General features: G+C 73.5%; 13 protein-coding genes. 8 read left to right on the forward strand and 5 right to left on the reverse strand.

The annotated features are described in order from the left end of the window. Positions 1–172 precede the first annotated feature (172 nt). The 3 genes from SM577_RS27155 to SM577_RS27165 all read right to left on the reverse strand — a co-directional run bounded on the left by SM577_RS27155 (position 173) and on the right by SM577_RS27165 (position 14,091). Positions 173–9,826, reverse strand: coding sequence for a hypothetical protein (locus tag SM577_RS27155; RefSeq protein ID WP_474588297.1), 9,654 nt, complete (start codon positions 9,824–9,826; stop codon positions 173–175). 237 nt (positions 9,827–10,063) lie between these two features. Next, positions 10,064–12,691, reverse strand: coding sequence for a discoidin domain-containing protein (locus SM577_RS27160; RefSeq protein WP_474588298.1), 2,628 nt, complete (start codon positions 12,689–12,691; stop codon positions 10,064–10,066). 200 nt (positions 12,692–12,891) lie between these two features. Further along, positions 12,892–14,091: an ROK family transcriptional regulator gene (locus SM577_RS27165; protein ID WP_302919812.1), complete on the reverse strand. Its 1,200-nt coding sequence runs from the start codon at positions 14,089–14,091 to the stop codon at positions 12,892–12,894. A 231-nt stretch (positions 14,092–14,322) separates the two neighbouring features. Between SM577_RS27165 and SM577_RS27170 the strand changes: the two genes are divergently transcribed. The 8 genes from SM577_RS27170 to SM577_RS27205 all read left to right on the forward strand — a co-directional run bounded on the left by SM577_RS27170 (position 14,323) and on the right by SM577_RS27205 (position 21,853). Beyond that, a complete protein-coding gene (locus tag SM577_RS27170) occupies positions 14,323–15,624 on the forward strand; it encodes an ABC transporter substrate-binding protein (protein WP_302919813.1) in 1,302 nt (433 codons plus the stop codon). Positions 15,625–15,701: 77 nt separating this feature from the next. Further along, positions 15,702–16,688, forward strand: a complete 987-nt coding sequence (locus SM577_RS27175; protein WP_474588299.1) for a carbohydrate ABC transporter permease — start codon at positions 15,702–15,704, stop codon at positions 16,686–16,688. Then, positions 16,681–17,520: a carbohydrate ABC transporter permease gene (locus SM577_RS27180; protein ID WP_302919815.1), complete on the forward strand. Its 840-nt coding sequence runs from the start codon at positions 16,681–16,683 to the stop codon at positions 17,518–17,520. Before SM577_RS27175 ends, SM577_RS27180 begins: the two co-directional genes overlap by 8 nt. Positions 17,521–17,556: 36 nt before the next feature. Then, a complete protein-coding gene (locus tag SM577_RS27185) occupies positions 17,557–18,936 on the forward strand; it encodes a GH1 family beta-glucosidase (RefSeq protein WP_474588300.1) in 1,380 nt (459 codons plus the stop codon). Between the two features lie 116 nt (positions 18,937–19,052). Next, the gene (locus SM577_RS27190; protein ID WP_302919817.1) at positions 19,053–19,730 is read left to right on the forward strand and encodes a TMEM175 family protein; all 678 of its coding nucleotides are present in this window, start codon (positions 19,053–19,055) and stop codon (positions 19,728–19,730) included. Positions 19,731–19,803: 73 nt separating this feature from the next. Next, on the forward strand, positions 19,804–20,175 hold the full coding sequence (locus SM577_RS27195; RefSeq protein WP_474580984.1) for an ArsR/SmtB family transcription factor: 372 nt from the start codon (positions 19,804–19,806) through the stop codon (positions 20,173–20,175). Then, a complete protein-coding gene (locus SM577_RS27200; protein ID WP_302919819.1) occupies positions 20,172–20,813 on the forward strand; it encodes an SRPBCC family protein in 642 nt (213 codons plus the stop codon). Before SM577_RS27195 ends, SM577_RS27200 begins: the two co-directional genes overlap by 4 nt. 527 nt (positions 20,814–21,340) lie before the next feature. Beyond that, on the forward strand, positions 21,341–21,853 hold the full coding sequence (locus SM577_RS27205; RefSeq protein WP_302919820.1) for an NUDIX domain-containing protein: 513 nt from the start codon (positions 21,341–21,343) through the stop codon (positions 21,851–21,853). 87 nt (positions 21,854–21,940) lie between these two features. Here SM577_RS27205 and SM577_RS27210 read toward each other — a convergent pair whose 3' ends face one another. Both SM577_RS27210 and SM577_RS27215 read right to left on the reverse strand, forming a co-directional pair. Then, the gene (locus SM577_RS27210) at positions 21,941–22,486 is read right to left on the reverse strand and encodes an RNA 2'-phosphotransferase (protein ID WP_302919821.1); all 546 of its coding nucleotides are present in this window, start codon (positions 22,484–22,486) and stop codon (positions 21,941–21,943) included. A 72-nt stretch (positions 22,487–22,558) separates the two neighbouring features. After that, on the reverse strand, positions 22,559–23,608 hold the full coding sequence (locus SM577_RS27215; RefSeq protein ID WP_474588301.1) for an aldo/keto reductase: 1,050 nt from the start codon (positions 23,606–23,608) through the stop codon (positions 22,559–22,561). Positions 23,609–23,695: the final 87 nt, after the last annotated feature.

Genomic DNA, 23,695 nt, shown 5'->3' on the forward strand with positions numbered 1-23,695 from the left:
CCTCGGTGGGCGGCCGGCCCGACGCCGGCCTCTCATCCTGCACACGAACGGCGGCGGCCGAAATCGACACGAGCCGCCCCGGCGTGCCGGGTCCCGGGAAACGCCGCGGATTCCGGGAAGCGTCGCGGCCCGGCTCCCCGAGTCGGGGAACCGGGCCGCGGCGCGCGCGGTGTCAGTCGGTGCAGGACGGCTGGTCGAAGTGTCCCGGGGTGCCCGGGAAGGCCGCGCCCGCGCCCTGCTCCTTGTTGTCCCGGGGGTACACGTAGGACAGCTCCAGGAAGGCGGAGGTGCCCGGCGTGGTCACGTCGGCCGGAGTGCGGCCGGCGCCGGTGGCCCAGGCCAGCCGGGTCAGGAAGTCCTGCATGGCCGGGCTGTGCTGGCGGATGTCGTTGAACCCGCCGTACGCCGCGTTGCAGTGGGTGTACAGGTTGTACGCCCCGTTCCAGTCGAACAACCGGTCACCGTTGTTCGGCCCGTTCGCCGTCACGTCACCCTGCAGTACGTCCCGGTCCCAGCCACCGTAGATCCAGTCGGTGCCGTGGTGGTGCTGGTTGTCCGCCGGCTCCCCGTTCTCCAGCCCGGTCAGCTCGAACCACCGGCAGGGGTCGATCGTGCCGTCCGCCGTGTCCACCGGCCAGGCCCCCGCGGCGCAGTTGTCCGGGTAGGAGCCGCGCGGCCGGAAGTCGAGCAGGTCGGAGCTGAGCACCGCGGCCACCGCCGGTCCGCTCGTCGCCCCGGCCCCGCCGAAGAGGTGGTCCACGTACTGGTCGTGGTCGCCCCGGGCGGCGGCGCTGAACACGCCGTTCACCAGGCACTGCGGCTCGGCCGCGTCCAGCACCGGGTCACAGCCCCGGCCGCCCCAGAGCACGTCCGAGCCCTCGGAGCCGAAGAGCTGGTCACCGCCGCTGTCACCGTTGGCGATGTCGTCGCCGAAGCCGGCGTGGATGTTGTCCGCCCCGGCCCCGCCGCGGATCCGGTCGTCGCCGCCGGCGGTCAACCCCGAGTGCGGCATCGGCGCCGAGGTCGGGCTCCCGATCCAGGCGTCGCCGTCGGTGTCGTGCAGCAGGTCCACCCGCCGGTCGTAGTCGCCGGCCCGGAACCCGGTGAACGTCTCCTGCGGCACCGACGACAGCGTGACGGTGAAACCGAGCGCGGCCACGTCGTCGGCGTTCAGGTACTGGTTGACCACGCCACCCCGGTCGCCGAGGATCGCGTCCCGGCCGCTCTCGCCGTACAGGGTGTCGGCGCCGAGCTCACCGAAGAGGTCGTCGTCGCCGTCGCCGCCCCGGACCAGGTCGTCGCCGTCCTGCCCCCAGACCCCGTCGTCACCGGCATCGCCGAAGAGCTGGTCGGCACCGTACGCCCCGGCCGGCTCGCAGGTGGCCTGGGCGGTGGTGCAGAAGCGGGTGGACGGGCCGGGCAGCGCCGGGTCGTGGGTACGGGCCACCGTGGCGTCGGCCGGCACCGCGCCGGTCGGGTACCGCTCGGTGTAGACCCGCTCGGCCGGCTGACCGTTGACGGTGGTGACCGTGCGCAGCAGCGACCCGTTGTCGCCGAGCAGCACGTCCGCCGCGCCGTTGCCCTCCAGCACGTCCCCGGCGTCCCGGAAGGCCGCGGCCGAGCTGCCGCCGATCAGGTCGTCCTGCCCGGCCGGCTGGCCCGCCCCGATCAGCTGTGCCGGGGCCGCGGGGGCGCCCGGCCAGCCCGGGTCGGCCAGCGGGGTGACGGTGGTCCGGCCGGCGGCGTCGAGCGCCGAATCGCCGCGCAGCACGTCCGTGCCGCCGTTGCCCTCCAGGTAGTCGCCGCCGCCGTCACCGGTGAGCGCGTCGTCGCCGTCCTGGCCCCAGAGGGTGTCGACGCCGTCGCCGCCGCTGATCCGGTCGCCGCCGTGCCGGTCGGCCTGCACCGCCGCCCGGTCGAGCAGCACCACGATCCGTGGGCCGAACGGTGCGCCGTCGCCGCCGAGGCGGACGGTCACCGCGGTCGGCGTCTCGCCGGGCAGTGGCCGGAGCACGGCGCCGTTGTCGCCGATCACCGCGTCCGAGTCCGGGCCGCCGAACAGCGCGTCGGCGGCGTCCGGCTGGCCGGTGGTGGCCGTCCCCGCCCCGTCGTACGCGGTACTCGAACCGCCCACCAGGTCGTCGTCGCCGTGGTTGCCCTCGACCCAGTCCGAGCCGGGACCGCCCTCGGCGAAGTCCGCCCCGCCGTCGGCGTGCACCCGGTCGGGCCCGCCCTGACCGAAGATGACGTCGCCGGCGTCGCCGCCGGAGATCAGGTCCCCGCCGCTGGTGCCGGCCGCCGGGGTGAACCCGAGGTCGAGCAGGGTGACCTTGCGGGCCGGTCCGGACCGGCCCTGGGTGACCCGCGTCGCGTCGGCGCCCGCCGGGGTGAACCGGGCGTTGTCCCCGGCGATCAGGTCGCTGTCGGCGTCGCCGAAGAGCTGGTCACCGCTGTCCGGCCGGCCGGTGCCGGGCACCGGCTCCTGGGCGGAGCCGCCGACGATCTCGTCCTGCCCGGCGTTGCCGTGCACCACGTCGGCGTCGTTGTTGCCCTCCAACCGGTCGTCCCCGGCGTCGCCGTCGACCCGGTCGGCGCCGAGGCCGCCGTAGGCCAGGTCGCCGTCCGCGCCGCCGGATATCACGTCCCCGGCGCCGGCGCCGGGCACGTCCCCGGCGAGGTCCAGCGGCAGCGGACCGATGTCGCCGACGCGGACGGTGCCGTTGTCGCCGACGATCCGGTCGGCGCCGCCCTCGCCGTAGAGGTGGTCCCGCCCGTCGGCCGCGCCGGCGGTCCGGCCACCGCCGTGGAGCACGTCCCCGTCCGGGCCGCCGAAGACCTGGTCGTCGCCGGCGTTGCCCTCAACGGTGTCCACGCCGTCGCCGCCGTGCAGGCCGTCGTCACCGGCGTTGCCGAAGAGCAGGTCGTCGTCGCCGTCGCCGTGCAGCTGGTCCACCCCGGCCGCGCCCCAGGCCCGGTCGGCGCCGGCGCCCAGGTGCAGGGTGTCGTCGCCGAGCTGCCCGCAGGCACGGTCGTCGCCGCCACCGAGGTCGGCCCGGTCGGCGCCGCCGCCGGCCGCCACCCGTTCCACCCCGGCGCCGCCCAGGATCAGGTCGCGGTCGCCCTGGTCGGCCGGGGCCGGCTGGCCGTCGGCCAGGGTGGCGTCGGCGCAGGTCTCGGCGGGCAGGTGCCGGTCACCGAAGACCGTCGAGCCGCCGTCCCCGCCGATCAGGTGGTCCCGGCCCGGGCCGCCGACCAGCAGCTTGGTCTGCGACTGCACGCCGGCCGGTAGCGGCTCGTGGACCACCTCGCGGAACCGGCCGTAGCCGTCGTCGCCGCCGGCCGGCCCGACCCGGGACGGTTCGGCGAGGACGTGGTCGTCGCCGGGGCCGCCGAACAGCTCGTCGGTGCCGTGGCCACCGACCAGCACGTCGTCGCCGCCGTAGCCGTACAGCCGGCCGGTCTGGCCGTTGGCCGAGTGGGACACCACCAGGTCGGTGCCGGCGCTGCCGTACACGGTGTCCTGGCCGCTGCCGGTGTCGACCTGGTTGGTCAGGCCGGCGTCGCCGGTGCCCGGGTCGTCCACGCCGGCCGGCACGGTGGTGTCGAAGGTGTGGATGGTGTCGTCGCCGCGCCCACCGTTGACGGTGTCCCCGCCGGGGCCGCCGACCAGCAGGTTGTTCCCGCTGGGCCGGTCGTCGGAGACGACGCCGAGCACGTCGTCGCCGCCGTTGCCGTACACGGTGTTGGTGCCGTGCCCGACGGTGACGTGGTCGACGGTGCCGCCGGTGGAGGCGGTCGGGTCGGCCAGCGTGGTCCAGTCGATCAGGCCGGTGAGGGTCTTGTCGCCGACCGAGGTGTGCACGCCGGTCGGCGCCCGGTCGGTGCCGCCCAGGCCGCTGTCGCCGGCCACCACGCTGTTGCCGTCGCCGGTGGTGACGGTGTCCGCCCCGGCGCCGCCGGCCACCCGGCTGACCACGCCGGCCGCCTCGGCGGTGACGATGACGTCGTCGCCGCCGCGCCCGTCCACGTACGCCGGTCCGGTGCCGGTGCGGATCTGGTCCCGGCCGTCGGAGCCGATGACCACGGCGGTCCGGTCGAACGCCGAGGTCTTCGTGCCGTCGCCGCTGGTGTCGCCGTCGCCGAGCAGCAGGATGGACATGGAGGTCTTGGCCGCGTCGGCGACCTGGTAGCCCCGTCCGTCCACGACCACCCTGGTCAGCGCCGGGTCGAGGAACTCCTGCCGCCGGCCGAGCGCCTCGACCGCGAAGCCGTCGAAGTCGTCGCTGGCGCCCTCCTGGCCGGCGTCCGCGTAGTGCAGCGCGTACACCTTGATCACGTCGCCGGCGTAGGTGCCGGCCCCGTTGTCCCAGGCCGCGTCGCCGCGCTGCGCCTGCTTGCCGAACCGACCGGCGAAGACCACCAGGGTGTCGTCGACAGTGCCGCCGAGTTCGGGTGGTGGCGGAGTGCAGTCGGGTTGTGCCCGGAAGTCCAGCAGGACCGCGTCGACCAGGGTGAAGTCGAAGGTCTTGGAGAACAGCACGAGATCGATGGTGATGTAGACCTTGAGGAACACCGACAGCTGCCCGCTGGTGGTGAAGAGGCAGATCGGGTTGACCAGCAGCGCCTGGAGGAACTCACTGGTCCGGAACTTGCCGTCGTTGTTCGGGTCGTTCCAGCTGAACCCGATGGTGAGCCGGATGCCACCCTCGATGCCAGCCTTCAGGAACAGCACGCTGACCTGTGCGCCGGCGGCGATCTCACCGCGCAGGGTGACCACCGGTACGGCGGTGCCGGTGCTGTCGGCGGTCTTGAAGTAGAGCCCGTCGAGCAGCTTCACCGCGTTGACAGCGGTGCCGTCGCCGGCCGCCTCGATCGCGTGCCGGATACCGGCGGTGTCCAGGCCGGCGATGAACCGGGCCGTCACCGACGCGCTGCCGGCCAGCGTGATGAGCACCGGCGGCGGGGCGTAGACCGGGCCGAACGACTGACGCCAGCTGAAGCCGAGGGTGAGCGGCCCGGAGTCGAACCCGATCAGCTCGACGTCCTGCCCCATCAGCAGTCCGAAGAGCGAGCCCGGGTTGTCGAAGACCGGGAAGGTGAAGCCGATCTTCGCGGCGGTGGACTTGCCGTCCCCACCGGGCGTGAAGATCTTCTCGCCGTCGTCGCCGGCCGCGGTGTCCACCGCCGCCTTCACCTCGTCGGCGGACTTCGCCCGGGTGAACGCGTCCGCCCGGTCGATCAGGCTCTCGGCCGAGGCCGGGGACGCCTCGGTGGTCAGCGCCTGGTCGCCGTCGACCAGGAACTGGCCCAGCGGGATCGAGCAGCCGGCGTCGCAGTCGGGGATCCGGTTGATGAAGGTGACCACCGCGCGCACCGTGTCCACGAAGGACAGGTCCGGCCCGCCGCTGAGCGTGCTGAACTGCTTCGCCAGCCAGACCAGCGTGATGTCCGGCCCGCCGGTGGCCTTGGACAGGTCGGAGAGCACCGGGATCGGGGCGTAGAGCGTGTCGATGACGGGCTGCAGCGGCCCGGTGACCGCCTTGAGCTGCTCGACGACCGGCTTGAGGATCTTGTCGAAGAAGGCGCCCGCGTCGAGCGCGATGTCGGTGAAGGTGATCCGCAGGCCGTGCTCCGGGCTGTCCCCGGCCGCGCTCAGCGCGCCGCGCTGGTGGGTGAGCTGCCAGCTCAGCCCGAACCGGGCGCTGATGCCGGGCAGCGCGGAGGCCGCCTCGCCGCCCGGATCCACCTTGGCCGCCAGCTTCCAGTCGATCTTCACCTTGGCGGTCAGGTCGGTGGCGAGCAGCGAACCGAGGTCGCCGAACTCGGCCAGGGTCAGCTTGGCGGTCGGGTCGGCCGCGCAGTCCCCGGCCGGGGTGTCGCCGAAGCAGCTCTGCTCCCCCACCGAGCCCTTCAGGTCGATCGCGAAGTACGCGCCGACCAGCGGGTCGGTGCCCTGCTTCTGCGCGTTGACCCGGATGAACGCGAGCTGGGCGGCGAGGTCGCCGGGCATGTCGAAGGACGCGCCGATCTCCAGTTCCGGCGCGGCGTCCCCCGAGTGGGTGGCCACGTAGAAGCCCTCGTCCCGGTCGAGCACCAGGTCCAGCCGCAGCTTCCAGCCGAGTCGGGCCTTGATCCCGTCGGTGGCGCCCTTCTCCGCCTTCAGCGACAGGCCGGGCACGCCGAGGTCGAGCGGCACGTCGACGCCGAGGCAGCCGTCGCCGGCGCAGCCCTGCTCCGCCGACGGGTCGCCGCGGGCGGCGGTGAGGGTGATCCGGACCGACTGGAAGTCCTCCGGCCCGCAGGTGGCGGCGTCGGCGCGGCAGGTCACCGTGCTGGTCGCGCCGGGGGCGACCTCGGCCAGCGCGGCGTCCAGCGCGGCCTTCGCCCCGGCGTTGTCCAGCGTGGCGTCGGCCAGCACCGGCCCGATCGCGTCCTTGACCCGGGTACGCAGGTCGGCGATGAACCGCTGGCCCTGTTGCAGGTCGTCGCCGACCAGCGGCAGCTTGCCGTCGAAGCTGGCCAGTCGCAACGCCTCCTCGACCTTGGCCAGGTAGCCGTCGATGCCGACGTTGAAGTCGGTGAGCCGCAGCGCGAGGTTGGCGAAGCAGGTGTCCAGGTCGGGGGTGGCGGTGTTCGCGGCCAGGTCCAGCCCGAGTTCCAGGGAGAGCAGGTTGCTGGTGCCGCCCGGGTCGCAGTCGTTGACGAAGAGCGGGGCGCGGGCGCAGATGGGCACGGTCGGGCCGCCGACGCCGTCGCCGCAGTCCGTACCGGCGGTGGTGACGCTGGGCGTCACGCCGAGCAGGCCGGCGATCGGCCCGTCCGCGGGCAGGCCGCCGAGGCCGAAGCTGAGGTTGGCCCGGACGGTGCCGGGGTCGCCGGCCTTGCCGAGGTCCAGCGCCAGCGGGCCGACCCGGGCGGCCACCGCCAGATCGGTGGCGGCGCCGGCCACCGTCACGTTCGCCGACGAGGTGCGGTCCAGCAGCGGTACGCCGTCCGCGCGCAGCGGCAGCAGCAGGCCCAGTTGCGCCCGGGCGTCGACGTCCACGGTGAACGCGCCGGAGCTGTCCAGACTGACCAGTTCCCGGGCGCCGTCCCAGCCGAAGGTCAGCGGGCCGCCGGTGTGGAAGCCGCGCTTCCAGTCCAGCCCGAGCCGCAGGTACGGCCCGCCGGCCCGCTCGTCGAGGGTGAAGGCGATCCCGCTGCCCTGCCCGAGCGCGCCGTTGAGCACGTCGATCGCGTCCTGGAGGGTGTCCGGCGGCGCGGCCAGCAGCCGGTCCACGGCGTCGGCCAACTCCGGCCGCAGCGCGTACGCGGTGCCGTCGGCCGGGGTGGGCGTGCCGGCCGCGTCGACCCGCAGGGTCTGCGCGTCGACCCGGGCCAGCACCCGGTAGGCCTTGCTGCCGATGACCACCGCCCGGTCCGCCAGGCTCGGGGCGAACCCGGAGTCGGCGTCCCGGCTGGTGTCCTTGAGCAGGAAGTTCGGGCCGTCGGCGGTGTAGCTGACGTCCGCGCCGACTCCGCTCTCGTCGCTGCCGAGCAGCTCGCGGGCGGTGCGGCCGAGGACCGGGATCTCGGTGTCCAGCGGCCCGGTGCCGGTCGACGGCGCGCTGAGCGCCACGTTGACCAGCCGCAGCGCCTCCACCACGAGGGCGAACATGGCCTTCGGGTCGTTCGGGTCGAAGTCGAGCGCGAAGAGGCCGGCCAGGTCGGAGGTGTCGACGCTGGGCTGGCCGCCGGCGGTCCAGCTCACGTCGACCCCGACGCCGGTGCCGAGCGCGCCGGTGGCGCCGGGAACGCTGACCTCGACCCGCCCGGCCGTCCTCACCGACGAGGTGGCGGCGAGCAGGCCGGCCGGGTCCTGTTCGAGCCGGCTGAACAGGGTGCCGAGGCTGAGGTCCTGGGCCTGCTTGAACCGCACCTCGATCATGCGCTTGCCCTCGGCGGCCGGGCCGACGGTGAGGTTGCCACCCAGCTTCACCTTCAGGAACCCGGCGGTGGTGTGGAAGTCCACCGCGGTGGTGATCGGGAAGTCGGCGGCGAAGAGCGGGGTGGCGGGGTCGGTGCGCAGCAGCACCCGGTCGGCGTTGGCGGCCGGGCTGCCGAGGTCGTCGCGCAGGTCGAGCACGAGGGTGATGCTGGCGGTGTAGCGGGGCTTGACCATCGCGTAGCTGGCCTGGGCGTTGGCGGCGCGCAGGCCGACCTTCTGATCGCCGGCCGGCCCGGTGAGCGCACCGCCGAGTTCGACCGCGCCGGTGTGCGGGCTGGAGCCGCTGATCACCCAGGCGCTGTCCGCGGCGGGCTGCCCGCCGATCCAGTTCTCCTTCAGGGTGACCGAGTTGGCGGTGTTGGCCGCGACGGTGCCGGCGGAGGTGCCCGCCACGACGCGCTGGCCGACCAGCGCTCCGGGGGCGAACCGGTCGCTGTCGACGGTGAGGTCCTTGGCGCCGAAGGTGGCGCCCCGGCCGGAGACCTGCGGCGCGCCCGGGTCCAACGGCACCTCGACGGTGGACTCGCGCTCCAGCTTGACCCGGAAGACCAGCTTGTCGTCGGCGAAGGAGAGCCCGTCGACCGGCATGCCCTCGGCCGCGAGCAGGGCGAGCAGTTCCTGGATCGAGGTGAACTTGGGTTGCCCGGCCCGGGCCGGGTCGTCGACGCCGGGCTGGAAGTGTGGATCCTCGGGCCGGGGGTGCACGTGCTCGCGCAGGAAGTCGGTGAGCTTCTCGTTGACCTTCACCGCGTCGGCGAAGGTGCCGCGCAGGAAGGGCAGGTCGAGGTTGCCGGCCGGGCCGCTCTGCTGCACCCCGCCGATCAGGGTGGCGAGCTGGGCGATGCCGGCGGCCAGGTCGAGCGGGCTCATGGTGCGGAACCGGCCGATCGTCTCGTCGAGCCCGCTGGTGGTCACCGTGGGGCTGCCGACCGCGATGTCCGCCCAGTCGATGGTCACGGTCGCGGCGATCGCCGGCAGGTCGAAGGGCGTGCCGGCGGTGGCGGCGCCGAGCTTGACCACGCCGTGCACCGAGCCTGGCCCGGCCTCGGTCTCGGTGTCGGAGATCCGGCCGCCGCCGGAGCCGTCCAGCGCCACCTGCGCCAGGCCGGCGAGGGAGCCGGCCGCGCCGAGTTCGCCGGTGCCCGCGCCGGCCGGGGTGTCGAAGGCGAGGCGGCCGTCGCCGTTCGGGTCGGTCAGGGTCACCTTGAGGTGGCTGCTCGCGGTCAGCGTGCTGCCCGCGGTGAGCGTGACGCCCAGGATGCCGACGGCGGCGTCGGCCTGGTCCAGGTCGGACCGGAACCGCGCCACCGCGTCGATGTCGATGCGGGGGCTGTCGCCGTCGCGCACCAGGTAGGTCTCGCCGGCCGCGGTGTGCCGGGCCCGCAGGTGCAGGGTGGCCCAGCCGGTGACGCTGACCGCGTCGGCCACGGTGACCCCGGAGACGGCCAGGTCCTGCTCGGTCACCTCGCGCTTGGTGGTGAGCAGGACGTCGAGCAGGTGGTCCCCGCCGCTGCTGGTGACCGTGCTGGTCAGCCGGGTGCCGCCACCCAGGTCGACGTCCCGTTCCAGGTCGTCGGCCAGCGCGTCGGCGGCGGTCCGGGCCAGCGTGTCGGCCTGGACCAGCGAGCCGGGGCTGACGCCGAGCAGGGGCAGCGGCTGGGCGAGCGCGCCGATCCGGGACAGGCCGCCCTCGGTCCAGGTGGCCGTGCGGTCCATCAGTCCCTTGAGGGCGGTCTCCCACGCCTCGTCCGCCTGTGCGGGTGGTGCCGTCACGACCAGCGCGAACGTCGTCGCGAGCAGGGTCGCGACGGCCGCGGCGAGCAGACGCCGTAGTGCCACCATGGGCCACCTCGATCCGAACGATGGCCGTCGGTGGACGGCGCCGTACGCGCCAGCACACCGATCACGGAATTTGCTCGCAACGAGAGTGTCGACTTGGTGACACAGTGTCAATACGATCAGTCGGCACCGGTGTGGCCAGGCGGTTCGTCAAGGGCGACCGGGTAGGGGTTGGCGGCTGGCCCACGCCGGGCGGGCCCGACCGGACACCCGGCCGGGCCCGCCACGGCAACCGGCCTACGGGTAGTTGGTCAGGTAGGACTGCTGGTGGGCCGCGTTCGCGGTCTCGCCGACGTTGTTGATCACCCGGTTGATCGTGCCGACCCCGCCGAGGGAGACGGTGACCATGTTGGTGAACCGCACGTTCGGGTTGGTCGGCACCTCGAATGCCCGGTCGGCGACCACCGCGGGGTTGACGTTGAAGTAGCAGTAGCTGCCCAGCCCCCACGCCTGGTGGCTGGTCACCGAGTCGGCCACCTTGTACGCGGCGTAGCCCCGGGTGGCCCCGTTCATCCAGCCGGCCTGGTTCGGCGGGTCGTACGGCATCTCGTTCTGGTAGAAGTACGTCCGGCCGCCGTTGCCGTTCCAGACGGTCTGGTACTTCTGGTAGTGCTCGACGAAGAGGCCGTACATGGTGACGTTGTCGCCGTTGACGGTGAGGCCGGTGTCGGCGGTGTTGACGGTCCACCCGACACCGTCGCCGTGGTCGGCTCGCCACAGCCACATGTGGTCGCCGATCACGTTGTCGCTGTTGACGGTCAGCGTGTTGGTGGCCCGGCCGACGCCCGGCCCGCCGATCCGGAAGAACACGTCGTGCAGCGAGGTCGGGTTGGCCGCGTGGCTGGCCGCCGAGCCGGGCGGGCCCACCTCCATCAGCACCGGCGAGGTGACCTGGCCGGCCTCGAACATGATGCCGGCCACCTTCACGCCGTCCACGTCGGCCACCCGCATCGCCACGGTGCCGTTGTCGGCCTGGATGGTGGCCAGGCCGAGGCCGAGGATCACCGTGTCCGGCCGGTCGACCCGGATCGGCTCGGTGACGTGGTGCACGCCCGGGGTGAACAGCAGGTGGCGGCCCTGGGCGAGCGCGGCGTTGATGGTGGCCGCGCTGGTGCCCGGCTGGACGAGGTAGAACTGCGACAGCGAGATGGACGAGCCGGCCGGGGTCTTGCCGTACCAGCTGGTGCCGGTGGAGTTGGCGCGCAGCGCCGGCACGAAGACCCGGTACTCGCCGGTGCCGTCGACGTAGAGGAACGGCTTCTCCCGCACCTGCGGGGTCTGCGGGATGACGGTGTGCGACGGGTTCGGGAAGTGCGGGGCGGGGGCCCCGACGACGCCCTGGAAGACCATGTTCCACACCGAGCCGGTCCAGCCGTTGCCGAACTCGCTGTTGCGCGAGTACCACTGCTGCTGCGAGCCGGAGACGACCAGGCCGTCGATGCGGGTGTCGGCCATCAGCCCGCCGCTGGACCAGCCGTCGCCGCCGTTCCAGAGCTGGATCTGGTTCTGCGCGCCGCGCAGGTGCATCCGGCGGTACGGGGCGGCCTGGGACACCGCCCACCGCTCCACGGTCACCCCGGCCGGCAGGGTCACCGACAGGTTCTCCGCGGCCCGCCAGAAGTTCTGCGTGGCGTTGCCGCCCATCCAGAACGCCTCGACCCGTACGTGGCCGTTGAGGTTCACGTCGTCCGGGCTCAGGCCGAGGCCGGCGACCTGGGTGAAGAAGCCGAGGTTGACGTCGGCGGTGTAGCTGCCGGGCTTGAACAGCACCGCGTACCGCTGCGGGCCGAACTGGTTGGTCTCCTGCTGGGTGAACAGGGTGTTCAGCCGGCTCTGGATGGTGGCGGTCGGGGTGGACGGGTCGAAGACGAAGGTGTTCGGCCCGAAGTTCGGGTTGCGCGGGTCGGTGGGCGGGATGCCGGGGTCGGTGGTCCCGCCGGTGGTGTTCACCTGGAACTCCCAGAGCGAGTAGCCGTACCCGGTCGCCCGCGCGGTGCCGTAGACGCGGATGTACCGGCCGCTGCCGGTGACGGTGAGGGTCTGGACACCGCCGGTGCCGGTGGTGGTGCTGTAGATGGTGGTCCAGGCCGACCCGTCGGCCGACGTCTGGATCTGGAAGGCCCTGCCGTACGCGGCCTCCCAGTTGAGCACCACCCGGCAGATCGTCTGGGTGCTGCCCAGGTCGACCCGCAGCCACTGCGGGTCGCTGGCGGCGCTGGCCCAGCGGGTCCCGGTGTTGCCGTCCACGGCGGCCGAGGCGGCCAGGCCGGCGCTCTCCGTGGACGACGCGGTGGCCGGGCGGCCCAGAGCCGCGTTGGCGCTGCCGCAGGTGGGCGTGCCGCCGCCGGTCTCGCCGTAGACCTGGAACTCCCAGAGCGAGTAGCCGTAGCCGGTGGCGCGCGCGGTGCCGTACATCCGGACGTAGCGGCCGGCGCCGCTGACGGTCAGGGTCTGCGTGCCGCCGGTGCCGGCGGTGGTGGTGTGGACGGTGGTCCAGGCGCTGCCGTCGTCGGAGGTCTGGAGCTGGAAGGCCCGGGCGTAGGCGCCCTCCCAGACCAGGGTGACCTGGCTGATGGTGGCCCGGGTGCCCAGGTCGACCTGGAGCCACTGCGGGTCGCTGAAGGCGCTGGACCAGCGGGTGCCGGTGTTGCCGTCGACGGCCGCCGCGGCGGGGGTGCCGGCGTTCTCGGTGGAGGAGGCGGTGGCCGGTCGGCCCTGGGAGAGCAGCACCGGCGCCGCCTGCGCGGGGGGCGTCAGGCCGGTCGGCGCCAGCGCCGCGACCAGCGCGACCACCAGCCCGATGAGGGTACGCCGGTGGGGCCGGTGGCCCGGTGCCGGGCGTACGGATGTAGCGCGAGATGTCATGACTTCGCCTGTCGATAGGGGGGTTCGGACGCCGGGCATGACGGGGTGACGGGAGGCCGGCCGCAGTGCGGGAGGTGGTGCCACCGGGACGGGCACCGCGACTGGAGAGCGCTCTCGGGGAAGTGTTACGGCGCGGTTGCGACACCGTCAAGACATCGATCTATAACGCTGTTATATATCCCGAAGGTTCGATATGCCGGTTAGGGCCGCACGCCGCCGGCCGCGAGCAGCCGGGCGATCGGCAGGGTGGCCGCCCCCAGTGCCACCGCGTCGACGCCGAGCCGGCACAGCTCGATCGACGCCTGCTCGTACGGCTGGCGCAGCGCCTGCCGGCCGGCGGCCTCCCGCACGGCCGGCAGCAGGTCGCCCAGCGCCATCGCGGCCCAGCCGCCCAGCACCACCCGCTCCGGGTTGAACAGGTTGATCAGGTTGGCCACCCCGGCGCCCAGGTAGCCGGCGGTCTCGTCGAGCACCCGGCGGGCGGTGGCCGACGTGGCGGCCGCGTCGACCAGGGCGCCGAGCTGCGACTCCTCGTCGTCGCCGGGCACCGGCCGGCCGCGCCGCGCCTCCCGGTACCGGTCGATGATCGCCTCGGCCCCGACGTACGCCTCCAGGCAGCCCCGCGCGCCGCAGCGGCAGGGCCGGCCCCCGTACACCAGGGTGGTGTGCCCCCACTCCCCGGCGCTGCTGGACGCCCCCCGGTAGGTGACCCCGTTGGTCACCACCGCCGCCCCGACGCCGGAGCCGACCAGCGCGAACACCGCGTGCCGGGCGCCCCGGCCGGCGCCGAACCACATCTCCGCCTGGCCGAGGGTCTTGGCGCCGTTGTCGATGTGCAGGGGCAGGTCGGTGCCGGCGGAGATGAGCCCCTCCAGCGGCACCCGGTCCCAGCCGAGCGCCTGGGCGTGCACCACCGCCCGCTCCCCCTGCTCGACCACGCCGGAGACCCCGATGCCGACGCCGAGCACGGCGTCGGTGTCCACGCCGGCGCGGGTGGTGACCGCGTCGATGCCGGCCAGCACGTGCCCGGCGACCAGCGCCGGCTCGGTGCGCGCCGGGTCCAGCGGGTACTCGACGCTGGCCAGCAGCGCCATCGCGAAGTCGAACAGCTCGACCCGCACCCGGGTCTCACCGACGTCCACCCCGACCACGAAGGCGAACCGCGGCGCGACCCGGAGGATCATGCTGGGCCGGCCGCCGTCGGACTCGGCCGCGCCCGCCTCGACGACGAGACCCTCGTCGATCAGGTCGCCCACCACGTTGCTCACCGCCGGCTGGCTCAGCCCGGTGCTGCGCACCAGGTCCTGGCGGGTCAGCGGGCCGTCGAGGAAGAGCTTCGACAGCAGCGCCGACCGGTTCCGCAGCCGGACGCCGCGATTCGTCGCTCGCGCCAACTCCACACGCCACCTCGATCCCCCGGGCCGTCCGAGGCGACTGTACGACCCCGTGCTTGACGACCCCTGAAGACAACCACTTTAATGACGACATTCATTAAGGCGTGATGTAACTCTCGTGACACCGTCCGGCGGCCCGCCGCCGGAACCGGCCCCACCCGTCCCGCCGGCCCCTCCGCGACCCCCGCTCCACCCGGCGCCGGCGACCCCCATCACTCGCACCGGAAGGGCAGACCCGTGTCGAGACGACACCTGGCGATACTCACCGCGGCCGTGCTGGCCGCCGCCTCGCTGACCGCCTGCGGCGGCTCCGGCGACGACTCCTCCTCGGGCGGCGCGAAGACGCTCACCTACTGGGCCAGCAACCAGGGCGCCAGCCTGGAGGCCGACAAGCAGATCCTCCAGCCGGAGCTGGCGAAGTTCGAGCAGCAGACCGGCATCAAGGTCAACGTCGAGGTGGTGCCCTGGTCGGACCTGCTCAACCGGCTGCTCGCCGCCGCCACCTCCGGCCAGGGCCCGGACGTGGTCAACATCGGCAACACCTGGTCGGCCTCGTTGCAGGCCACCGGCGCGCTGGTGGAGTTCGACGACGCCACGCTGGCGAAGGTCGGCGGCAAGGACCGGTTCGTCCCGGCCGCGCTGGCCGCCGCCGGCGCCCCCGGCAAGCCGCCCGCGGCGGTGCCGCTCTACAGCCTCGCCTACGCCCTCTACTACAACAAGAAGGCGTTCGCCGACGCCGGCATCACCAACCCGCCGACCACCTGGGAGCAGGTGGCCGAGGCCGGCCGGAAGCTCACCGGGGGCGGGAAGTGGGGTCTCGCGGTCGAGGGCGCGAACCCGTCGGAGAACGCCCACCACGCCTTCACCTTCAGCCAGCAGTACGGCGGCGAGTGGTTCGACCCGGCCGGCAAGCCGACGTTCGACACCCCGCAGAACGTCGCCGCGGTGAAGCGGTACGTCGACCTGATGGCCGTCGACAAGATCGTCAACCCGAGCAACGCCGAGTACGCGCAGAACCAGTCGGTCTCCGACTTCGCCAACGGCAAGGCCGCGATGCTGCTCTGGCAGGCCGCGGGATCGAACCTGAAGTCGCAGAACATGGCCCCCGACGCGTACGGGATCGCCCCGGTGCCGTTCCTGGCCGCCCCGCCGGCCGGCGGCAAGAAGGTCAACAGCATGGTCGCCGGGATCAACATGGCGGTGTTCAAGCACACCAAGAACCGGGACGCCGCGCTGGAGTTCGTCAAGTTCATGACCAGCGACGCCGAGCAGGTGACGCTCAACAAGACGTACGGCTCGCTGCCCCCGGTGAAGACCGTGGCCGGTGACCCGGCGTTCGCCGCGCCGGAGCAGAAGGTGCTTCAGGAGACCCTGGCCAGCACGGCCGCGCCGCTGCCGCAGGTGCCCGAGGAGAGCACCTTCGAGACGCTGGTCGGCACCGCCATCAAGGAGCTGTTCGCCGACGCGGCCAGCGGCAAGCCGGTCACCGAGGACAGCGTCCGGCAGAAGCTGAGCCAGGCCCAGCAGCAGATGCGCTGACGACGCGCCGACCCGCCGGACCGGTGGCCGTGGGAGGGACGCCGACCCTCCCACGGCCACCCAGCGAGAGGACCCCGATGGCAACCAGCACCACCCCCCGGGACGTCGCCGTGCCCGGCCGGCCGGCCCGGGGCGGCCGGCCGGGCCGGAGCCGCCTCCGCCGGCCCCGCCGGTCGCTCCTGCCGTACCTGCTGCTCGCCCCGGCCATCGTGCTGGAGCTGGCGATCCACGTGGTGCCGATGCTCGTCGGCGCGTGGATGAGCCTGCTGGAGCTGACCCAGTTCCACATCCGGGACTGGTCGACCGCGCCCTTCGTCGGCCTGGAGAACTACCGGGTGGTGCTCGACTTCGACTCCGCCGCCGGGGCCGAACTGCTGCACTCGTTCTGGGTGACCGTCGCCTACACGGTCGCCTCGGTCGGGCTCTCCTGGGTGCTCGGCACCACCGCGGCGGTGCTGCTGCAACGGCCGTTCCGCGGCCGGGGCGTGCTGCGCGCGCTCTTCCTCACCCCGTACGCGCTGCCGGTCTACACCGCCGTGATCACCTGGAGCTTCCTGTTCCAGCGGGACACCGGCCTGGTCAACCACGTTCTGGTCGACCAGCTGCACCTGGCCGACGACAAGCCGTTCTGGCTGATCGGCGGGAACAGCTTCGTCGCGCTGCTGATCGTGTCGGTCTGGCGCTCCTGGCCGTTCGCCTTCCTCTGCATCATGGCCGGCCTGCAGAACATCCCCGGCGACCTCTACGAGGCCGCCGCCATGGACGGGGCCGGCTTCTGGCGGCGGCTGCGCTCGGTGACCCTGCCCATGCTGCGGCCGGTGAACCTGGTCCTGCTGCTGGTGCTGTTCCTGTGGACCTTCAACGACTTCAACACCCCGTACGTGCTCTTCGGCGGCTCCGCCCCGGAGCAGGCGGACCTGATCTCGATCCACATCTACCGCAGCTCCTTCAAGACCTGGGACTTCGGCTCCGGCTCGGCGATGTCGGTGGCGCTGCTGCTGTTCCTGCTCGTGGTCACCGCCGCCTACCTGCTGATCACCAACCGCCGGAGGAACGATGCGTGAGACGGCCACCGAGCGCTGGGCCCGCCGGATCGTGCTGACCCTGCTCGCGATCTTCGTCCTGGTGCCGCTGTACGTGATGGTCAGCTCGGCGGTCAAGCCGCTGCAGGACGTGCAGAACGCGTTCACCTGGTGGCCGCGGCGCCCCACGTTGCAGGCGTTCGTGGACATGTGGTCGACCGTCCCGCTCGGCCGCTATTTGGTGAACAGCCTGGTCGTCTCCAGCGTGGCGGCGGTCTTCTCGGTCACCGTGGCGATCTTCGCGGCGTTCGCGGTGAGCCGCTACCGGTTCCGCGGCCGGGGCCTGTTCTCGGTGACCGTGCTGTCGACCCAGATGTTCCCCGGCATCCTGTTCCTGCTGCCGCTCTTCCTCATCTACGTCAACCTCGGCAACGCCACCGGCATCCAGCTCTACGCCAGCCGGACCGGCCTGATCATCACGTACCTCACCTTCTCGCTGCCCTTCTCGATCTGGATGCTGGTCGGCTACTTCGACTCCATCCCGCGCGGGCTGGACGAGGCCGCGCAGGTCGACGGGGCCGGGCCAATGCGCACCCTGTTCCAGGTGGTGCTGCCGGCGGCGGTGCCCGGCGTGGTCGCGGTGACCGTTTACGCGTTCATGACCGCCTGGGGCGAGGTGCTCTTCGCCTCGGTGATGACCAACGAGGACAGCCGCACCCTGGCGGTCGGCCTGCAGGGCTACTCCACCCAGTTCAACGTCTACTGGAACCAGATCATGGCGGCGTCGCTGGTGGTCAGCGTCCCGGTCGTGGCCGGCTTCCTGGCGTTGCAGCGCTACTTCGTCGCCGGCCTGACCGCCGGCGCGGTCAAGTAGGACCACGTCCACCGCTGTCCGAAGGAGAACCGAGACGTGCCGGACCTGTCCAACCTGCCGCCCGACTTCCTCTGGGGCGTCGCCACCTCGGCGTACCAGATCGAGGGCGCCGTCGACACCGACGGTCGGGCACCGTCCATCTGGGACACCTTCTGCCGGGTGCCCGGGGCCGTCGACAACGGCGACACCGGGGCCGTCGCCTGCGACCACTACCACCGCTGGCCGGAGGACGTGGGGCTGATGCGGCGGCTCGGCGTCGACGCGTACCGGTTCTCGGTGGCCTGGCCGCGGGTGCGCCCGGACGGCGTCGGGGCGGTGAACCCGAAGGGGCTGGACTTCTACGACCGGCTGGTCGACGCGCTGCTGACCGCCGGGATCCGGCCGTTCGTCACCCTCTACCACTGGGACCTGCCGCAGGCGCTCCAGGACCGCGGCGGTTGGCCGGAGCGCTCCACCGCCGAGGCGTTCGCCGACTACGCGGCCGTGGTGGCCGCCCGGCTCGGCGACCGGGTGGCCGACTGGACCACCGTCAACGAGCCGCTCTGCGTGTGCTGGATCGGGCACCTGGAGGGGCGGATGGCCCCGGGCGAGCGGGACCTGACCCGGGCCGTCCGCGCCGCGCACCACGTGCTGCTCGGGCACGGCCTGGCCACCCGGGCGATCCGGGCGAACGCCGCCCGCCCGGCGTCGATCGGGCTGGTGCTCAACCTCAGCCCGATCGAGCCGGCCACCGACCGGCCGGCCGACGTCGCGGCGGCCCGGCGGATGGACGGCCACGTCAACCGCTGGTGGCTGGACCCGGTGTACGGCCGCGGCTACCCCGCCGACATGCTCGCCACCTACGGTCTGGAGCCACCGGTACGCGGCGACGACCTGGCGGTGATCGCCACCCCGACCGACTTCCTCGGCGTGAACTACTACTTCCGGCAGGTGGTGGTCGACGACCCGGCCGGGCCGCCGCCGTACGCCCGGCAGGTGCCGGTGCCCGGCTCGGTGGAGACCGCGATGGGTTGGGAGCTGTACCCGGCCGGGCTGGAGCAGTTGCTGGTCGCGGTGCACGAGGAGTACCGGCCAGCGAAGATCATCGTCACCGAGAGCGGTTCGGCCTGGCCGGACGACGAGGTCACCCCGGACGGCACCGTCGAGGACAAGGAGCGCACCGACCACCTGGAGCAGCACCTGGCCGCCTGCGCCGGGGCGGTCGGCCGGGGCGTACCGCTCGCCGGGTACTTCGTCTGGTCGCTGCTGGACAACTTCGAGTGGGCGTACGGCTACGACAAGCGGTTCGGCCTGGTGCACGTGGACTACCCGACCCAGCGGCGGACGGTCAAGGCGAGCGGTCACCGCTACGCCGAACTGATCCGCGCCCACCAGCGGCGCGCCGGGGCGGAGGCCGTCGCCCCGGTGGCCGGATAGCGGGCCGACGGGGCCCGGGAACCCTGGGTGCCGCACCGGGCGGCACCCAGGACCCCGTCCGGGTGGTCGGCCGGCGCGGGGCACCGCGCCGGCCCGCACGGCGGTAGCCTCCCCTCGTGGCCGCGACGGAGCAGGACCCGACGGGCGGCCCCGGCCTGGCCGAACTCGACCGGATGAAGGCGTTCAGCGACGGCGTCTTCGCGATCGTCATCACCCTGCTGGTGCTGGAACTGCGCGTCCCCTCGTACGAGCCGGGCGGGCTGCTCCCGGCGCTGCTCCACGAGGGCTCCGCCTACCTCGCCTTCGTGGTCTCCTTCGTCTACGTCGGCGTCCTCTGGCTCAACCACCACGCGCTGTTGCGGCTGCTGCGCGGCACCACCCCGGCGCTGAACTGGATCAACCTCGCCATCCTGTTCGGCGTGGTGATCATCCCGTTCCCGACCGCGGTGCTCGCCGCGGCGTTCACCGAGCACGGCGACCGGTACGACCGGCAGGTGGCGGTCGGCCTCTACGCGCTCTCCGCGGCGCTGATGTCGCTGCCGTGGCTGGTGGTCTTCGGCTACCTGCGCCGCCGGCCGGAGGTGCGCGCGGTGGGCATCGACCACGCCTACGTGCGGGCGCAGACGCGGCGGCCGGTCACCGGGTTGATCCTCTACGGTCTGGCCGGGCTGCTCGGCTGGTTGGTGGACCCGGTGGTCGGGCTGATCGCCATCATGGTCATGATCGCGTACCACGCGGTCACCAGCGAGGGGATCCGCCGCCGGCGCCGGCCGCCGGCGCGCGGGCCGAGCTGAGCCGATCCCCCTCGACACGCCGAACCTCCTATACGCCTTTACTTAAATAAGTCGGCGCTGATATAACTGGCCGGTGCACGCCTTCGATGTGCTCGGCGACCCGGTGCGGCGCCGGATCCTCGAACTGCTCGCCGGCGGCGAGATGACCGCCGGCGGGCTCTGCGACGTGATCCGGGCGGAGTTCGGCATCTCCCAGCCGGCCGTCTCGCAGCACCTCAAGGTGCTGCGGGACAACGGCTTCACCACCGTGCGGCCGGAGGGGACCCGCCGGCTCTACGCCGTCGACCCGGCGCCGCTGCGCGAGGTCGACGACTGGCTCGGCCACTTCCGCCGGTTCTGGACCCCACCCCTGCAGGCCCTCGCCACCGAGCTCGCCCGAGGCAAGCGCGAACGGCGGCTGCGCGAGCAGCGCGCCGACGCTCCCGAGGACAGGAGAGAATCATGATCGAGGCGACCAGCCAGCTCAACGCGGTCCGCCGCCAGGTCGGCCAGCGGACGCTGGAGGCCGGCGAGGCCCGGGTGACGACCATCAGCCAGACGTACGACGCGCCGCTGGAGGACGTCTGGGACGCCTGCACCAACCCCGAGCGCATCCCCCGCTGGTTCCTGCCGGTCAGCGGCGACCTGCGGCTGCACGGCCGCTACCAGTTGGAGGGCAACGCGTCCGGCGTGGTGGAGCGCTGCGACCCGCCGAAGAGCTTCGCCGCCACCTGGGAAATGATGGGCGAGGTGAGCTGGATCGAGGTCCGGCTGACCCCGACCGGCGACGGCCGCACGCGGTTCGAGCTGGACCACATCGCGCACGTCGACCAGGAGCGCTGGGACCAGTTCGGCCCGGGCGCGGTCGGGGTGGGCTGGGACCTGGCCCTGCTCGGCCTGGCCACGCACCTGGCCAACGACGGCAGCGGGGTCAGCCCGGAGCAGAGCGAGGCCTGGAGCGCCTCCCCGGAGGGCCGGGCCTTCATGTCGACGGCCAGCGACCTGTGGGGCGAGGCGAGCATCGCCGCCGGCACCGACCCCGAGGCGGCCCGGGCCGCCGCCGGCCGCACCACCGCCTTCTACACCGGCACCCCGGAGAGCTGAGCCGGCCGCCCGCCCGGCGCTGGGCGGCAGCGCCGTGCGGGGGTGCCGAGCCGGGGGCGCCGGCAGGGCGGGTTGCGGCGGCTCGTCTCGCACCCCACCCCTGCCGTGCGCGTGGCGGGTGTCGCCATGCTTCGCGCCCCGTGCACGGGCCACGCGGCCCGCATGCCGCTGGACCGGTCAGGCCGCGACGATTCGCCCCGCCCACCACGGCAGCACGCGCCGGGTCGGTGTGTCCCCGCCGGCGGCGGTGACTCCCCGCGGGCGTGATACCTCAGAGTCATCTTGATGACTCTGAGGTATCGGACTCGCACGAGCATGGTCCCCTGCCGGTCGGGACGCCGCACGACTCCGCCGGGAAGGGGGCGGTTGGGCGCACCGCGCGCGCCAGGCACGTCCCGCTGATGCAACAACGAAAGCGCGGGCGGTGAGAGCGCTGTGGTCGTGCTGGCTGGCCTTCGCCGTGCCGCCTCAGGGACCGGCGCCGCCCGTCGTGAGGGCCCGCGCCGTGGCCGGTAACGTGCTGCGGCATGAGTGGCGTGCCGTACTCCCACTGCTCCTACTGCGGGGCCGCCTACCCGGCGGAGGCCGGCTGGCCGCGGGTCTGCGCGGTCTGCGGGCAGACGGTCTGGCGCAACCCGCTGCCCGTCGCGGTGGCGGTGCTGCCGGTCCGGACGGCCGCGGGCCTCGGCGTGGTCGTCGTCCGCCGGGACATCGAGCCGGCGCGCGGTCTGCTCGCGCTGCCGGGCGGCTTCGTCGAGTACGGCGAGGAGTGGAACGACGCGCTGGTCCGGGAACTGCGCGAGGAGACCGGCCTGCTCGCCGACGCCGCGGACGCCCGGCTCCTCGCGGTGCACAGCGCCCCGGCCGGCGGCACCATGATGCTCTTCGGCGAGCTGCCCGAGCGGCCGGCCGCGGAGCTGCCGCCCTCGGCGCCGACCGAGGAGGCCACCGAGTGGCTGGTGCTCACCGAGCCGACCGAGCTGGCGTTCTCCACGCATACCCGGGTGCTGGCCGACTTCCTCGCCCGCCACACCGACTGAGCGCCGGCGCCCCTCGCGGCCCCGGCCCGCGATCCGCGTGCCGGTGCCGCGCGGGCAGGGCGGTGGCCGGTCCGGCCCGGTGCGCCGTCAGTGGGTGCCGGTCAGGTAGCGGGCGGGCACCGCGTCGGTGAGCCAGACGCCGTTGGCGCTGCGGTAGAAGACGTGCCCGTCGCGGGCCATCGCCGCCGCGTCGACGGTGAGCACCACGACCGTGCCCGGCCGCCGGGCGCCCACCCGGCGGGCGGTCTCCACGTCCGGCGACAGGTGGACGTGGTGCCGCCCGCCGCGGTGCAGCCCGGTGGCCCGGATCGACGCCACCGCCGCCGCGCCGGTGCCGTGGTAGAGCGTGTCCGGCGGCGGCACCGGCACCAGCCCCAGGTCGACCGGGAACGAGTGCCCCTGGCTGGCCCGGATCCGCTCCACGCCGTCCGGGCCCCGCTCCACCGCGAACCGCTGCTTGTCGTTGCCGGCCACCACCGCGTCGAGATCCGCCCGGTCGATCCGCAGCGCGGCCAGGAACTCCGCGACCGGCACCCAGCCCGCCCGGTCGGGCGCAAGGCCGAACCGGCCGGGCTGGTGCCGCAACGCGAGCGACATCCGCTTGCTCAACCTGACCAGATCCGCGTGATCCACCCCGGCATTGTCACCCGCCGCGCCGACCCGCCCCGACGGACCCGCCCGCGGCGTGCCGCCCGGCGCGCCGGGTCAGGCGGCGGAGCGCTCGGCGACCGGCCGGCGCCGGCGGGCCGGGTCGGTCAGCGCCGGCGGACGCCAGACGCCGTCCGGCGGGTACAGGTTGGTGCCCGGCGGGACGATCTCGTCGATCCGGTCCAGGGTGGCGTCGTCCAGGGTCAGCGTGGCGCCGGAGAGCAGCCCGTCCAGTTGGTCCATGGTGCGCGGGCCGATGATCGTCGAGGTGACGCCCGGGTGGGCCGCGGTGAACGCCACCGCCAGCTCCGGCAGCGTCCGGCCGAGGCCGTCGGCCAGCTCCACCAGCTGCTCGACCGCCCGGTACTTGGCCGCGTTGCCCGGCAGTGCCGGGTCGAACCGGGCCGGGGTCAGCGCCGGACGCCCCGCCGCCAGGTCCACCGGACGGCCCTGCCGGTAGCGGCCGGAGAGGAAGCCGGAGGCGAGCGGGCTCCAGACCAGCACCCCCATGCCGTACCGCTGGCAGACCGGGAGCACGTCGGCCTCGATGCCCCGGGCCAGGATCGAGTACGGCGGCTGCTCGGTGCGGAACCGACCCAGGCCGCGCCGCTCGGCGACGTGCTGGGCCTCGACGATCTCCTCGGCCGGGAAGGTCGAGCAGCCGAAGGCCCGGATGGTGCCGGCCCGGACGAGGTCGCTGAGCACGCCGAGGGTCTCCTCGACGTCGGTGGTGTGGTCGGGGCGGTGGACCTGGTAGAGGTCGATCCAGTCGGTGCCCAGCCGGCGCAGGCTGTCGTGCACCGCCCGCAGGATCCAGCGGCGCGAGTTCCCGCCCCGGTTGGGGCCCTCCCCCATCGGGAAGTGCACCTTGGTGGCGAGCACGACGTCGTCACGCCGGCCGCGCAGCGCCCGGCCGACGATCTGCTCGCTCTCCCCGGCCGAGTACATGTCCGCGGTGTCGACCAGGTTGATCCCCCGGTCGAGCGCGGCGTGGATGATCCGCACGCAGTCGTCGTGGTCGGGGTTGCCGACCGCGCCGAACATCATCGTGCCGAGGGCGTGGACGCTGACCTCGATGCCGGTGCCGCCCAGTACCCGGTAACGCATGGTGGTGCTCCTCGCGGTGTCCGCCCCGGCGGCGGTTCCGCCGGCGGCGCCGCCCACGCTAGGAATTCGAGTGCACTGGAGGTCAAC

It is taken from the genome of Micromonospora desertarenae, assembly GCF_056150265.1.

Bases quoted from the DNA above. Each gene is read 5' to 3' on its own strand.
- SM577_RS27215 (WP_474588301.1), bottom strand. From the start codon at position 23,608: ATGCGTTACCGGGTACTGGGCGGCACCGGCATCGAGGTCAGCGTCCAC.
- SM577_RS27200 (WP_302919819.1), top strand. From the start codon at position 20,172: ATGATCGAGGCGACCAGCCAGCTCAACGCGGTCCGCCGCCAGGTCGGC.
- SM577_RS27160 (WP_474588298.1), bottom strand. From the start codon at position 12,691: ATGACATCTCGCGCTACATCCGTACGCCCGGCACCGGGCCACCGGCCC.
- SM577_RS27205 (WP_302919820.1), top strand. From the start codon at position 21,341: ATGAGTGGCGTGCCGTACTCCCACTGCTCCTACTGCGGGGCCGCCTAC.
- SM577_RS27175 (WP_474588299.1), top strand. From the start codon at position 15,702: ATGGCAACCAGCACCACCCCCCGGGACGTCGCCGTGCCCGGCCGGCCG.
- SM577_RS27180 (WP_302919815.1), top strand. From the start codon at position 16,681: ATGCGTGAGACGGCCACCGAGCGCTGGGCCCGCCGGATCGTGCTGACC.